The organism is Rummeliibacillus sp. G93 (assembly GCF_023515935.1).
GTDB classification, from domain to species: Bacteria; Bacillota; Bacilli; order Bacillales_A; family Planococcaceae; genus Rummeliibacillus; species Rummeliibacillus stabekisii.
In genome coordinates this window covers 296,387-310,246 of the sequence record NZ_CP097314.1, presented here as the reverse complement: position 1 = coordinate 310,246, position 13,860 = coordinate 296,387, and the positions used below count along the sequence as shown (strand labels likewise).

The following is a 13,860-nucleotide window of genomic DNA, read 5'->3' as shown; positions in this document are numbered from 1 at the left end:
CGACCTATTCCAAACTCCGTGAGATAACCATTCGTTGAATTTCACTAGTGCCTTCATAAATCTCAGTCACTTTCGCATCGCGGAAATACCGTTCAACAGGATAATCTTCCGTATAGCCATAACCACCAAAAACTTGGATGGCTTCTGTTGTCACTTCGACAGCTGTTTTTGATGCAAATAATTTAGCCATCGATGCTTCTGTTCTACAAGGCTTCCCTAGCGAACGTAAATGGGCTGCTCGATATACTAACAATCTCGCTGCTTCTACAGCGGTACCCATATCCGCCAATTTAAACGAAACGCCTTGATTGGCTGCAATCGGCTTGCCAAATTGTACACGCTCATTTGCATAGCGAACAGATTCATCCAGTGCCGCTTCAGCAATCCCTAAGCTCTGTGCCGCGATACCAATTCTTCCGACATCTAAGTTAGCCATAGCGATTTTGAACCCTTCGCCTTCTTCACCCAGCAAATTTTCTGCTGGAACTTGCATTTGCTCAAATGTTAGCTGAACTGTCTTAGAACCATGAAGGCCCATTTTCTTTTCATTTTTTCCTATAACAAGGCCTGGCGTGTCTTTATCGACGATAAATGCTGATATACCCTTTGTTCCCTGTGTTGGATCTGTCGAGGCGAACACGATATACACATCCGCTTCACCGCCATTTGTAATAAAGACCTTTGAGCCGTTCAATTCGTAGTAATCTCCATGCTTTACTGCTTTTGTTTTAAGAGATCCTGCGTCTGAACCTGCTGATGGCTCTGTTAAGCAAAATGCACCCAGATACTCCCCGCTAGCCAATTTTGGCACATAGCGTTTCTTTTGTTCTTCTGTGCCAAAGTAGAGTATCGGATTTGTTCCGACCGATGTATGCACAGACAAAATCACCCCGATGACTGCACTTACTTTAGATAATTCATGAATGGCAATGATATAGGATGTAAAATCCATTTCTGATCCGCCATATGCTGCAGGCGCAGTAATGCCCATAAGCCCTAGCTCTCCCATTTGCGCTAGGATATCGCGTGGAAATTCCCCTTTTTCCAGTTGATCGACTTGAGGTGCAATTACTTCTCTTGCAAAATCACGAACCATCTTTTGCATCATCATTTGTTCTTCCGTGAATTGTAGATTCATGATGTCTCTCCCTTTTACATCATTTATTTAAAATGCATTCAAAAACAGATATCTATTTTTCTACTACTCTGATTTGAATCAAAGTGGAATTAACTCCGCTTTCCTGAGGGCGGGCGATAAGCCTCCTGGCTCGCATCACTTACTGCGGAGTCTTATCTGTCCCGCTAATCCCCAAGGAGTCTCCGATAATTCCACTTCCATATAGTTTCACAAATCAAAATAGTTGAGATGAGGGCGAAGTGCGGGCAGCTGCGCGTTCCTAGGGCGAGTGGTAAGCCTACTCGTCAGCTCCGCTTCCTGTGGGGTCTTACCTGACTCGCTAACTCCTAAGGAGTTTCCGCTGCCCGCACTTCTACAAAGTTTTAACATCAAATATTTGCTATCAATTCTCTGCAACTATACTTTTAGTGCTCTCATGATTACTAACAAGATTCTGCTCTTGAATTCCCTTTGTATTCTTTTAAACTTTCATGTAATTGCAATTTACTACTAACTATATTCGTAGAACCCTCTTCCAGATTTCTTGCCAAGCCAGCCTGCTTTGACGTATTTTCTAAGCAGTGGGCATGGACGGTATTTGCTGTCACCGAATCCTTCGTATAGTGTTTCCATGATATATAGGCATGTATCTAGCCCGATAAAATCAGCTAGTGTGAGTGGTCCCATTGGATGGTTCATACCAAGCTTCATCACTTCATCGATTGCTTCTTTTGTTGCAACCCCTTCATAAAGTGTAAAGATGGCTTCATTGATCATTGGCATAAGGACACGATTTGCCACGAATCCTGGGAAATCATTCACTTCTACAGGTACTTTTTGAAGTTTTTTCGTTAACTCTTCAATCGAATTGTATACTTCATCAGAAGTAGCAAGCCCACGAATAATTTCGACTAGCTTCATGACAGGCACCGGATTCATAAAGTGCATGCCGATTACTTGTGCTGGTCTATTTGTCACTGCTGCTATTTCAGTAATAGGCAATGAAGATGTGTTAGAAGCAAGAATGGCATGTTCTGGTGCTATTACATCTAGTTGTTTAAAAATAGATTGCTTGATATCCATGTTTTCAACAGCTGCTTCAATCACCAAATCAACATCTTTTGCATCCTGAAGTGACAATGATTTAGTAAACCGTTGCAAGACAGCCGCTTTTTCATCTTCTGCCATACGTCCTTTTTCTACATTGCGTGACAGGTTTCGCGTAATTGTGCCAATACCTCTTTCATACGACTCTTCGCTAATGTCATTTAGCAGTACTTCTAAACCTGCTTGAGCACACACTTGGGCAATGCCTGATCCCATTTGGCCTGCGCCAATGACCATTACTTTTTGTATCGCCATCTTAGTATCCCTCCGTTGTCGGTACTTCGATCATAATCGCGTCTCCTTGGCCACCGCCCGAGCAGATAGCTGCGATACCAATACCACCCCCGCGGCGACGTAATTCATATGCAAGAGTTAAAATAACGCGCGTTCCTGATGCACCGATTGGGTGGCCTAATGCTACAGCGCCGCCGTTAACATTTACTTTTTCTTCATCCAAATTAGCAATTTTATTGCTGGCAAGCGCAACTGCTGCAAATGCTTCATTGATTTCAAAAAGGTCAATTTCTTCTAATGATTTACCTGTCTTTTCAAGTAGCTTGTTAATAACTAATCCTGGTGTTTGCGGGAAATCGTTTGGTTCTACTCCAACCTCTGCGTGCCCTAGAATAGTTGCTAATGGTTTTAAGCCATTTTCCTCTGCATACTGCTCACTCGTTACCACTACTGCACATGCACCGTCGTTAATGCCAGGGGCATTACCTGCAGTAACCGTTCCACCATCTTTAGTGAAAGCAGGTCTCAATTTGCCAAGCACCTCGATGGATGTATCTTTTCTTGGCGCTTCATCTTGATCTACTACGACCGGCTCACCTTTTCGTTGTGGAATACTAACAGCAACGATTTCTTCGCCTAGTTTACCGCCTTCAATCGCCGCAATAGCATTTTGGTGGCTACGCAGTGACCAATTATCTTGTGCTTCTCTTGTAAGTCCAAATTTTTCCGCTGTCTCGTCGCCATACGTACCCATATGTACATGATTTGGTGAGAATGCACATGAAAGGCCGTCATAGACCATGCCGTCCACAATAGCTCCGTCTCCCATACGGTAGCCGAATCGTGCTTTTGGCAAATAATACGGCGCTTGAGACATCGACTCCATTCCACCTGCTACGATCACATTTTCTTCTCCAAGCCGTATTAATTGATCTGCAAGCGTTACACTGCGCATACCAGATGCGCATACTTTATTGATTGTTTCAGTTTTTACAGTGTAAGGTATACCTGCTTTAGTAGCAGCTTGGCGCGAAGGTATTTGGCCTTGCCCTGCTTGCAACACTGTTCCCATAATGACTTCATCTACTTGTTCTGCATCTACATTTGAACGTTTTAATGCTTCTTTAATAGCAGCTCCCCCTAGATCGCTTGCTGCCAAAGAACTTAAACTTCCCCCGAATTTCCCAAACGCTGTACGTGCTCCGTCAATAATCACTGTTTTTTGCAAGTTTGACACCCCTTTTTGTCATTGGTTACGCTTACATAAAAATTGAAATGATGAGTATTTACATTTTGATTGAACGCTCGCTCAATTAACTTTTAGAAAAAAAGAGAGGGCTCTAGCTCTCTCTTTTTTACTTGAGTTAAGTTTATAAAACTTTCAAAATTTATGCAATACTTTAATTTTTTCTCGTTTTAAACGGTTTCTTCTAAAGGCTCCGGCACTGTTTGTATTTCGCCGCACACTGATTTTTCAAGTAGCTCAGCAATATCATATGTGCCAACCGTTTCTTCTACTTCTTTCGCTTTTGTTCCATCTGATAGCATCGTTAAGCAATATGGACAACCAGACGAGATGATAGTTGGATTAACTGCTAGCGCTTGTTCAGTACGCGCCACATTGATTCGGTTACCAACATGCTCTTCCATCCACATAAGTCCGCCACCAGCTCCACAGCACATGGCTGTATCGCGGTTTCGTTCCATTTCCACTAGCTTCACACCAGGGATTGATTTTAAAATTTCACGCGGCGCATCATACACATCATTGTATCTGCCAAGGTAGCAGGAATCATGGAATGTAATGGTTTCATTCACTGCGTGTTGCGGTTTAATTTTTCCACTCATCACCAGCTCATATAACATTTCTGTATGGTGGAGAACTTCACCATTCCAACCAAAATCACTATATTCATTCTTAAAAATATTGTATGCATGCGGATCGATTGTGACGATTTTTGTGATGCCCGCTTTTTCAAATTCTTTGATATTTGCTTCAGCCAGCTCTTGGAATAAAAATTCATTTCCTAAGCGGCGCGGCGTATCGCCTGAATTCTTTTCTTTGTTGCCCAAGATAGCGAATTTCACACCTGCTTCGTTCATCAAATGCGCGAAGGACAACGCAATTTTTTGTGAGCGGTTATCGAATGACCCCATTGAGCCTACCCAGAATAAGAATTCGAATTCTTCTCCAGCTTTTGTTGCTTCTTTTACTGTAGGAATGTGAAGATCTGGACGAGCATCTCTCCAATTTTCCTTCTCTTTACGGTTGATACCCCACGGATTGCCTTGGCGTTCGATGTTCGTCATCGCGCGTTGTGCATCCGGGTTTACGCGACCTTCTGTCATAGTTAAATAACGTCGCAAGTCAATAATCTTTTCAACATGCTCATTCATAACAGGACATTGGTCTTCACAGTTTCGGCAGGTAGTACATGCCCAAATTTCCTCTTCCGTAATGACATCACCAATCAACGACGGGCTGTATACATCTTCTATTACAGCGCCTTCTGCTCCTGCAGCCATTGCTAGTTGATTACCTTTTGTATGGCCAAAGAACATCTTTGGTACCCAAGGTTGTTGATGTGTTTGTACAGCGCCTGTAAATGTAAGATGGTCACGTAACTTTGTCATCAAATCCATCGGTGATAGCATCTTGCCTGTCCCTGTTGCTGGACACATATTTGTACAGCGCCCGCACTCAACACATGCGTATAAATCAATTAATTGGAGCTGTGTAAAATCTTCTATTTTCCCTACGCCAAATGAAGGCATCTCATCTTCTGATTCACCCTCTTCATCTTCAAGCGCATTAAAATCAATCGGAGTTAATTTCCCTGGCGGTGTCAAAGGATTGAAATATACATTGGCTGGTCCCGCGATTAAGTGCGCGTGTTTGGATTGCGGCACATAGACTAAGAAAGTCAGCAAGAATAATAGGTGGACCCACCACATAACGAAGAACACAGCAATAGCTGCCGTTGTTGGCAAGAATGCAAATGCTGTAGCAATCAACGATGCGACTGGCTCAGACCATGTTGCAGATTCTCCGTGCCAAATCATGCCCATACCATTTCCCACAAGAACGGATACCATTAAGCCACCGATAAATAGCAATACAAGGCCTGACTTAAATCCTCGTTTCAAACGTACTAGCTTTTCCACATAACGACGGTAGAACGCCCAGACAACAGCCACCAAAATCACTAAGGTGACGATTTCTTGGAAAAATGTAAAGTATGGGTATAGCGGCCCAAATGGTAGATGGGAACCCGGCTTTAACCCTTTCCATATAAAATCAATAGCGCCAAACTGAACTAGTAGGAAGCCATAGAAGAACATGACATGAATGGCACCGCTCTTCTTGTCTTTCATTAGTTTCTTTTGGCCAAAAACATACACCCAAATTTTTTCTAACCGTGCTTTAACATTGTTATCAAATTCGGTTTTCTTCCCCATTTTAATGAACTGATAACGCGTTTTTACTAAATACGTAAACAAACCTAAAGCATAAGCGACTACCCCTAAAAACAAGATCCAATTGACAATCAACAATGGATTCATGTTATTCCCCCCTTATGTTGTTACTCCCCTTTGTTTTATCTCAAGAGAATTCTGAAAATACTCTGTTTTGTCTATTGTAAAATATGAATGAGCATTCAGTCAATCACATTTCTAGGATTCTCTTAGAATTTCTGTGAAAATGATTTTCTCCTTCCGTAAACTTTTTTCTAGAAAGCGAAAGTTATATTTCAACTTGTCTAAGTATTCTATCATATTTATTTTCTCTCGCCCAATCAATTTTTCTCTAAAAAAACGCCGAGAAATCTAAAGAATGATTTCTCGGCGTATTCTTATAGGCTGTCTCGCCACCTAATCGGCAAGAGCATTTTACCAAACAGCGATTGGGCAGCAATTACTTTTTCATCCTCTAATCCAATTAGAACAACAGTTGATGGACCTGCTGAAGCGTGAGGTTCCCATGCGCAAGTAAAAGGTTTGGAACTAAAAATGCGTTTGATTTCTCCTGCTATTCCTTTCGAGCCCACCGGCCATACAGATGCAATTATATTCCCTTGCCTAGCTTTGTAAATAGATTTCAACGAAGCAACCTTTTCTTTTTCAGCCAGTAGGTTTTCTCCTACAAGCGGTTTGCCGTATGTAAACCATTTGAGCGTTTCTGGAGCTTTTGATTGATAGATTTGTTCTCCTAACATGGTAATCGCTATGCCTGATTGTAGCGTTTCAATGTTAGACTCAGTACTTCCGCTTATGGGTGGAGAAGAACATTCTATCTCATCGAATACTTGATGAATCCCTTTTAGATAGCGCATCCATACTTCGTCGCCGCTAAAGTTATGCATAAGAATGGAATGTGGTTCAGCGCCGGCAGCCCATTGCTCTAAAAGAGTCACGCGAGCCGAAAAATAACTGACCATTTCATCTGGCACATGTACTGTATCTTTTTCTTTTTGCCCAATCGCTCCTGCATTATCCGTTGTAACAATGAGTCCATTTGGTAGTTGTATAGCATTTCTCATCGACACGTGTCTCCCACTTTTCCGGTTACTTTTGTTATAGCCGGTAAGCATAATCCCGCAATAACGGCATTTATAACGGTAGCTATGAATATGCCGGGTGTAATAGCATAGTATGTTTGCGGTGAAATGAGAAAGTAAAACGGCAACGGCGCTAAAATACCGTTTGCGATGACAGCGAACAGCCATTTTAGCAGATGATGATTTCGTTGATGAAGCATAGCAAAACCATAGACTACTGCAAACATTTCGATGGCGATCAGCGCGTGGAATGGAAGCGTCATAGGAAATCCACTCAGCTCTGCAGAGACCATATGTCCAATCGCCGCAGCCACGCCTGCAATCGGGGCAGGCAATAATGCAGCACCCAAAAATGCAGGGGCTGAATCAAGCGCTGCCGAACCGATGCCAACAGGTATTTTAATCATTGCGCCAATTGCACTTAAAGCAGCAATCATCGCTGTAAATGTAAGTCTACGAAATTTCATGCGGATTAATCCTTCTCTTTACGGCCGCCATTTTTAAATACTTTCGCCCCACGGATATATTCAATATCAGCAACATTTATTCTACAATTGGCTACACGGGCAGCAGCAAATAAATAATCGGATAAACGATTGAGGTATCGTCCAACAACTAACGGCACATCGTTTTCCTCGGAATTTTTGAAAAGTGTGACAGTCAAACGCTCTGCCCGTCTTGCAATAGTGCGGGCAATATGCAAAGTAGCTGCACCAGGTGAGCCTCCTGGTAGGATAAAGCGTTCAAGTAATGGCGGCTCATCCATGAGTACATCAATTCGTTTTTCCATAACTTCGATCGGCTCATCTGTCATTTTATAATGGCGCTCTTTCATTACATTCGCCAAATCACCGCCACAATCGAACAATTCATTTTGTATATTTTGCAAATCTTCGAGGATATCTTGGAATTTCTCTTGATCTAGCTCAGTCATTGCCTTGCCGATAAATGAATTCAATTCATCAATTGTGCCATATGCTTCTACTCGCAAATCATCCTTATCCACTCTTCGGCCAATGATGCTTGTTTTCCCCTTGTCACCTGTACGTGTGTATAAATTCATTGAAATCCCCTTCTTTCTTACTTAATAGTTTCACTCAAGCCATACCAGATGCGTGTGACATGTTCACTACTCTTAAATAGCTCCTGATAAAGCCTTCCGCACGCATCCCTTAATGTTCGATCATGCCGGCTAAGAGGAACAATTCCTCGCCCCATTTCGGTTGCAATGACAATCACCTGATGTTCTTTCTCCCATAATTGTAACTGTTTTGCTATCTTTTTCGCGAGTATTAATTCATCTTTTTCCTCATCTGATTTGAGAATTTTTTCTAAATGAGAAATGACAATAGTTTTGTTCTTGGGCTCTTTTGGCAGGACACCTTCATACCACGCTACATCATTTTCATGCTGCTCAATGAGCCAATTTCTCACATACTCATGTTTGCCGTTATAGGCACCACCGATAAAAACGTGCATCTTTCTCCCTCCTCAAAAGCCCTTCTCGACTCCCACTCCAATGTATACATATCATTATGCGTGACTACCCAATCCCAAAACTGGCTTTCGTGCGGTGCATATTCCGTCAGCAAAACGCGAATCGTACCACCGTGCACTACGAGCGGGTACACTGATAAGCCTTGTGGCAACTTTTTAAAAGCTTTCTGGCAGCGATTAGTCATGATTTCTAATGTTTCGCCATCCGGCGGTGCTACTTGAGTTGAATCAGCCAACCACTTTTGATAGCGCTGGTCTCCCTTTAATTCTTCATAGGTTTTACCTTCAAACTGACCAAAGTTCAATTCCCTAAGCCCCTCGTCTTCTACATAAACCGCACCCGGAAAATAAGCTTCAGCCGTTTGCTTGCAGCGCACTAAATCGCTTCCGAAAACAACGGGATATTCCCTATTTACTACTGGCAGCTCTTCTCTTTTCAAAATGGGCTCATCTTTCCAGCCTATATACCGCTTTTCGTCGTTGCTTTTTGTTTTGGCATGGCGTATCAGATGCACAACAACAGGACAATCCATAAAACCGCCTCCATCCCTTCGATGAGAGCTCCAAGCAAATCTCCTGAACTCCCGCTAAATTGCTGAAGTGACCACCATTTATAGATCAAAGCAGCCAACACAATCATGAATAGCAGAAGAAGTATAGTCCATGTTCCACTAAGCCATATAAATAAGGCTCCTCCTGCAATCATCGAGCATGCTGTTCCAATTAACCAATATTTCATATGTAAGTGTTGTTTAAAAAAGTGAGCCAATCCCTTCTCTTTAGATGTACGTGTACAAATAAAATAAATTGACATACACAATCGTGACAAGAAAGGAACAGCAATTAGCCATATCCAATAAAAAGATGGCTTTTCGAGCAATTCTGCCAAAAAGAAGATTTTAGCTAAGATTAGAAATACCAATGATATAGCGCCAAATGCACCTGTCCGAGGATCATCCAAAATTTCTAATCGTTTTTTCTTATCTCTGTAAGAAAAATAGGCATCGCTTGTATCTACATATCCATCCAAATGGAGTCCGCCTGAACAAATGACATAACCGCTAATCAAAATAAAACTTAAAAGTAATGGACTAATGTCTGTGTATGTATGCAACAAATAATAGACAATGGACAACACAAAGCCTATCAATGCGCCCAGCCAAGGAAAAACGACAAACATGGCCGTGACGGTCTTTTTCGTCATTGGAATTTCTTTATGAATAGGCAAAATTGAAAAAAATTGAAGTGCAAGCAGCAGACCATTTGTCATTCTAATTCGCCCCCTACTTCCATTTATGTATAAAGCCGTAATCAATTTCAATTGCTTCTGAAGCATTCTTGACAAACCACTGGTGGAGCCTGCCAATTGTCTGCTGGTATAGATGTACCTCAGGATTTGTGGAAAGAGGTTCATCTAACATTTCGTTGGAAACGATGGCGAGAGGTATTCCAATAGCGCGAATTTGTAAAATAGTGCTTTTCATCTCATCCATCCGCTGTTTGAGTCTTCCTTCTTGCTTCCAAGCAAAAACGCCTGATTCACTCTGTTCATAGAATTCATTCGATAGCCAAGTTGTGACGCAATCCCAAAGAATAGCATCTCCTTGCTTCACCTGAACCAATACCTTTTTGAAATTCGTGGGCTGTTCAATGGTTACCCATTGATGCTCTTGCATTATCCGATCATGTTTATGCCGCTCTATCCGGTTTGTCATTTCTTCATCGAAGGCTACACCCGTTGCTAAGTAGACCAAGCGATTTGCTCGCACTTCCTTTGCTAACGCCACTAATCGCTGCTCCGCATACGCACTTTTGCCGCTTCGAACACCGCCTGTTATAAATGAGAGTTTTGCTTGATCCATGCCTCCATCTCCTCTTGAAGAACTGCCATCGCGTGTTCATTCTTTATTCCTACTCGAAACCATTTACCATCCAAGCCTTTAAAGTTTTCCGTATGCCGCAGGACAATGCCTCTGTTCAGCATGTCGTGAAAAAATCTTTGAGACAAATCTGGATGAGGAAGCTTAAAACAAACATAATTAGTCACGCTCTTTGTTGTTTTGCATCCTAATTCTTGCAGGAAATGTACAAATCTCACTTTCGACTTTTTAGCGTATTCTATGGATTTATCTCTGTATTGCGTTTCGTCAATACATTTTGCTCCTATATGGGCAGCGATGCCATTAATATGCCAATGCGGTACTTTTTCGCGCAATGCTTCAATCAATGCAGGAGAGCTTACCATATAGCCTAGCCGGATTCCTGGAATTGCGTACATTTTGGTCATCGAGCGCACAATGATTAGATTTGGAAAATCCTCTATGTACGAAATCATGGATGCTTCCTCCCCAATCCAATCGATGAAGGCTTCATCCAATATTACTGTGCAGCCCACTTTTTGACCTTCCTCTAAAAGGTGCACCAGTTCATTCCTTGGTGGCAGTACACCGGTAGGATTATTTGGTGTGCAAAGGTATAACAGATCGGCACGCTTCATATTTTCTATAATATGGCCTATTGGTAGCTTCCAATTTTCGATCTCTTCTACTGAGAGATGAATGATTTCTGTCCCATTTGCTCTTAAAGTTGCCTCGTATTCCGAAAAGGTTGGATGAACAATCATCGCACATTTTCTTTGAAAGTGTCCAGCAAGCAATGAAAAAATCTCGGCCGCACCATTCCCAAGCAATACGCGGCTCTTCGGAATGCCGTGATATGCTGCAATAGCAGATAAAAATGGTTCGCCGTGCGGTTCTGGATAGCTAGAAAGTAAGTGTATATAGCCTTGCCAGTTTTCTACTACTGAGAGGGGCGGCCCTAATGGATTTACATTTTCACTGTAATCTATGATTTGTTCTGGAAGCGGAATTGCTAATTCACTGTATAACAATTGCGGATTCGCTCCATGGTTAGGCAATGACAATCATAACTCCTCCTATCATAATACCGAGTAGCCAAAAATAAGCTGTGACAGTATACATGTGATTTACGGCTAGCTGAATATGTCTCGGAGCTAACTCTACTTCCTTCTGCCCCATTGTGGCTCTTTTGGAGACAACACCTTTATAATAATTGGTTCCACCCAGTTGTACACCAAGCTGATAAGCAGTCGCTGCTTCTAAATAACCACTATTAGGGCTTGGATGCTTCTTGGCATCAGTCAACCATCCCCTCATTCGTTCATAAAGTGAATGCTTCGTCTCATTTTGCGTCGTTAAAAGGATCAGTAATCCTGTTAAACGGCTCGGGATATAGTTAAAGACATCGTCTGTATGAGCTGCTACAAAACCAAACTCTTTAAATTCCTTATTTTTGTACGCAACCATTGAATCAAGCGTATTTACAGCTTTGTACATCCAGATACCAGCTGCACCGAATAGAAAAGCCCAAAATAATGGAGCCGTCACGCCATCGCTCGTATTTTCAGAAACTGTCTCTACCACACCTCGTGTGACTTCACTTTCCGAAAGTTTCTCTGTATCTCTCCCGACAATCCACGAAAGCTTCACACGTGCTTGTACTAAGTTGCCAGCAGTAAGAGGCTCATAGACTTCCATCGCTGCTTGCTTCAAGCTCTTTTGGGCAAGCCCAAATGAAATGAGTAAACCTTCTACCAAGATGCCAAAAACAATGCCCACTTGATAGGCAATCACAACCACTGCATAAGCGGATACAGTCGTTGCCCCTACGACCAAAATGACTAGCAACGCACCCTTCGTTTTGCGGAATCCGCCTTTATTTAATCGTTTCGTTAGCCATCCAATCAAACCGCCAATCCATTTTACTGGGTGTGGCATTCTTTTAGGATCTCCAATAAGACGGTCAAGAACGATCCCTAGCGTACAAGCAATTAAATGTGCCAGCATTTAGTCCTGCTCCTTCGCTTTTTTATAGTCTTGTAGTGCAGTACAAAGGGTTTCATAAACACCGCGACCGATGAGCTTGCCTACTGCGGTTGCACTTCCAGCATATTCATAAAAAGGACCATTTTGCGTTGCGGCGATTAGCACACTATCCGTTGATGTCCCTGTTGCAATGGTGCCAGAAACAACATCTTTAATTTGTTCTGTATACATAGCCTTTGTTTTCGCTTCCGTTATAGCAATCATCCCCTGCATGAACGATTCATCAGTCAATGAGCCATTGATAAACACCCATATATTAATAGTCCCTACATGAAATACATCTTCTCTTTTGTAAGCGCTCGCAATATCGATTGCATTGCCCACCCCAGCAGTAACTGCCACAACGATATCGGTCTCGTCGGAAGTGAATTGCCGTACCACCGCATTTTTAGCTGGCACTGCAGTCATCATGGCGACTGTATTTGTAGGAGAAAATCCTTTCTCCATTAAGTATTCTTTTAATTCATCATGCGCATCATCGCACATATATTCTGCATCAACCGTCCGGTTAACGAAATACTGATACCAGCCGACGCCTGCATTATGGACGGCAGAGGAGAAAGCCTTCAGGGGTGAAGTTGTATGTAACTCGACATACTCATCACGTATTTTTATATCTTCTGCTTTTATAGGAACACTTTCCTTCCTCTCCCCTTTTATTTCAGGCATTAATGTCATTTGGGGTTTGGGCAAAAGAGGATGTGGATAGGTCGATATAGTCGTGTGATAGACGTCTTTTATAAAGTGTTCTTTTAGCACCTCATGCGGCTCACCCATCGCATAAATTTCTCCTTTATTTAGCAAGAGAAGACGATCACAATAGAGCGCTGCCAGATTGATATCATGGAAGATGGACAGAACTGTTAATCCATTTTGGACCACTTCAAGGCGAATCATATCAAGCAGTTTTCGCTGGTGTTCGATATCCAAATGGTTAGTTGGCTCATCCAGCAACAATAAATCAGCACTCTGTGCCAGTGCTTGTGCCACATATGTACGCTGTTGCTCACCACCTGAAAGATTTTCAAGCAACTGTTTTTCGTATGAAAGAATGCCAGTGGACTCCATCGCCTTTTTAATCGCTGATTCATCCTCATCCGTCCATGTGGAAAGCCACCTATGCTGATAAGGGTAACGACCAATCGAAACTGTCTCTCGAACAGAATGCGAAAAAGCCTGTGTATGTAGTTGTGGCAGCACAGCCATTTTGCGGGCAAGCTCTTTTGCCGTATATTCCTCTCGCCTCTTCCCTTCAATCTGAACATTTCCCTGATTGAATGGGAGCGTACCGCTAATAGCTTTAAGTAGCGTAGATTTGCCACTGCCATTTGGGCCAAGCACCCCTAAGAATTGGCCTTTTTTCACACTAAAATTTATACCTTTTACAATTGGATGTTTCTCATCATATCCTCCTGTAAGATCTTTTACGTTTAGCATTCTG

Annotated in this window: 14 protein-coding genes; all 14 read right to left on the bottom strand. The window is 42.3% G+C overall.

The window, feature by feature from the left end:
* Positions 1–4: 4 nt before the first annotated feature.
* Positions 5–1,138, bottom strand: a complete 1,134-nt coding sequence (locus M2M59_RS01610; RefSeq protein ID WP_147195449.1) for an acyl-CoA dehydrogenase — start codon at positions 1,136–1,138, stop codon at positions 5–7.
* A 489-nt stretch (positions 1,139–1,627) separates the two neighbouring features.
* Entirely contained in the window at positions 1,628–2,479 is an 852-nt protein-coding gene (locus M2M59_RS01605) for a 3-hydroxybutyryl-CoA dehydrogenase (protein ID WP_066791710.1), read from the bottom strand.
* Between the two features lies 1 nt (position 2,480).
* The gene (locus M2M59_RS01600; RefSeq protein WP_147195453.1) at positions 2,481–3,686 is read right to left on the bottom strand and encodes an acetyl-CoA C-acetyltransferase; all 1,206 of its coding nucleotides are present in this window, start codon (positions 3,684–3,686) and stop codon (positions 2,481–2,483) included.
* Positions 3,687–3,874: 188 nt separating this feature from the next.
* Entirely contained in the window at positions 3,875–6,022 is a 2,148-nt protein-coding gene (locus M2M59_RS01595; RefSeq protein WP_249775263.1) for a (Fe-S)-binding protein, read from the bottom strand.
* 290 nt (positions 6,023–6,312) lie between these two features.
* The gene (locus tag M2M59_RS01590; RefSeq protein ID WP_249775262.1) at positions 6,313–6,999 is read right to left on the bottom strand and encodes a hypothetical protein; all 687 of its coding nucleotides are present in this window, start codon (positions 6,997–6,999) and stop codon (positions 6,313–6,315) included.
* Positions 6,996–7,484, bottom strand: coding sequence for an ECF transporter S component (locus M2M59_RS01585; RefSeq protein WP_249775261.1), 489 nt, complete (start codon positions 7,482–7,484; stop codon positions 6,996–6,998). Before M2M59_RS01585 ends, M2M59_RS01590 begins: the two co-directional genes overlap by 4 nt.
* 5 nt (positions 7,485–7,489) lie before the next feature.
* The gene (locus M2M59_RS01580) at positions 7,490–8,080 is read right to left on the bottom strand and encodes a cob(I)yrinic acid a,c-diamide adenosyltransferase (protein WP_066791697.1); all 591 of its coding nucleotides are present in this window, start codon (positions 8,078–8,080) and stop codon (positions 7,490–7,492) included.
* 17 nt (positions 8,081–8,097) lie between these two features.
* Entirely contained in the window at positions 8,098–8,496 is a 399-nt protein-coding gene (locus M2M59_RS01575; protein WP_249775260.1) for a bifunctional adenosylcobinamide kinase/adenosylcobinamide-phosphate guanylyltransferase, read from the bottom strand.
* Positions 8,448–9,047, bottom strand: a complete 600-nt coding sequence (locus M2M59_RS01570) for a histidine phosphatase family protein (protein ID WP_147195461.1) — start codon at positions 9,045–9,047, stop codon at positions 8,448–8,450. Before M2M59_RS01570 ends, M2M59_RS01575 begins: the two co-directional genes overlap by 49 nt.
* The gene (gene cobS, locus M2M59_RS01565; RefSeq protein WP_249775259.1) at positions 9,020–9,784 is read right to left on the bottom strand and encodes an adenosylcobinamide-GDP ribazoletransferase; all 765 of its coding nucleotides are present in this window, start codon (positions 9,782–9,784) and stop codon (positions 9,020–9,022) included. Before cobS ends, M2M59_RS01570 begins: the two co-directional genes overlap by 28 nt.
* 13 nt (positions 9,785–9,797) lie before the next feature.
* Entirely contained in the window at positions 9,798–10,376 is a 579-nt protein-coding gene (locus M2M59_RS01560) for a bifunctional adenosylcobinamide kinase/adenosylcobinamide-phosphate guanylyltransferase (protein WP_249775258.1), read from the bottom strand.
* Positions 10,349–11,437 (bottom strand): pyridoxal phosphate-dependent aminotransferase, encoded by a 1,089-nt coding sequence (locus M2M59_RS01555; RefSeq protein WP_249775257.1) that lies wholly within the window; start codon positions 11,435–11,437, stop codon positions 10,349–10,351. Before M2M59_RS01555 ends, M2M59_RS01560 begins: the two co-directional genes overlap by 28 nt.
* A complete protein-coding gene (cbiB, locus tag M2M59_RS01550) occupies positions 11,424–12,380 on the bottom strand; it encodes an adenosylcobinamide-phosphate synthase CbiB (RefSeq protein ID WP_249775256.1) in 957 nt (318 codons plus the stop codon). Before cbiB ends, M2M59_RS01555 begins: the two co-directional genes overlap by 14 nt.
* Positions 12,381–13,856 (bottom strand): adenosylcobinamide amidohydrolase, encoded by a 1,476-nt coding sequence (locus M2M59_RS01545; RefSeq protein WP_249775255.1) that lies wholly within the window; start codon positions 13,854–13,856, stop codon positions 12,381–12,383.
* Positions 13,857–13,860: the final 4 nt, after the last annotated feature.

Excerpts from the sequence above, each read along its gene's own strand:
- M2M59_RS01610 (WP_147195449.1), bottom strand. The coding sequence starts at position 1,138 with ATGAATCTACAATTCACGGAAGAACAAATGATGATGCAAAAGATGGTT.
- M2M59_RS01605 (WP_066791710.1), bottom strand. The coding sequence starts at position 2,479 with ATGGCGATACAAAAAGTAATGGTCATTGGCGCAGGCCAAATGGGATCA.
- cbiB (WP_249775256.1), bottom strand. The coding sequence starts at position 12,380 with ATGCTGGCACATTTAATTGCTTGTACGCTAGGGATCGTTCTTGACCGT.
- cobS (WP_249775259.1), bottom strand. The coding sequence starts at position 9,784 with ATGACAAATGGTCTGCTGCTTGCACTTCAATTTTTTTCAATTTTGCCT.
- M2M59_RS01585 (WP_249775261.1), bottom strand. The coding sequence starts at position 7,484 with ATGAAATTTCGTAGACTTACATTTACAGCGATGATTGCTGCTTTAAGT.
- M2M59_RS01570 (WP_147195461.1), bottom strand. The coding sequence starts at position 9,047 with ATGGATTGTCCTGTTGTTGTGCATCTGATACGCCATGCCAAAACAAAA.
- M2M59_RS01595 (WP_249775263.1), bottom strand. The coding sequence starts at position 6,022 with ATGAATCCATTGTTGATTGTCAATTGGATCTTGTTTTTAGGGGTAGTC.
- M2M59_RS01590 (WP_249775262.1), bottom strand. The coding sequence starts at position 6,999 with ATGAGAAATGCTATACAACTACCAAATGGACTCATTGTTACAACGGAT.
- M2M59_RS01545 (WP_249775255.1), bottom strand. The coding sequence starts at position 13,856 with ATGCTAAACGTAAAAGATCTTACAGGAGGATATGATGAGAAACATCCA.
- M2M59_RS01580 (WP_066791697.1), bottom strand. The coding sequence starts at position 8,080 with ATGAATTTATACACACGTACAGGTGACAAGGGGAAAACAAGCATCATT.
- M2M59_RS01575 (WP_249775260.1), bottom strand. The coding sequence starts at position 8,496 with ATGCACGTTTTTATCGGTGGTGCCTATAACGGCAAACATGAGTATGTG.
- M2M59_RS01560 (WP_249775258.1), bottom strand. The coding sequence starts at position 10,376 with ATGGATCAAGCAAAACTCTCATTTATAACAGGCGGTGTTCGAAGCGGC.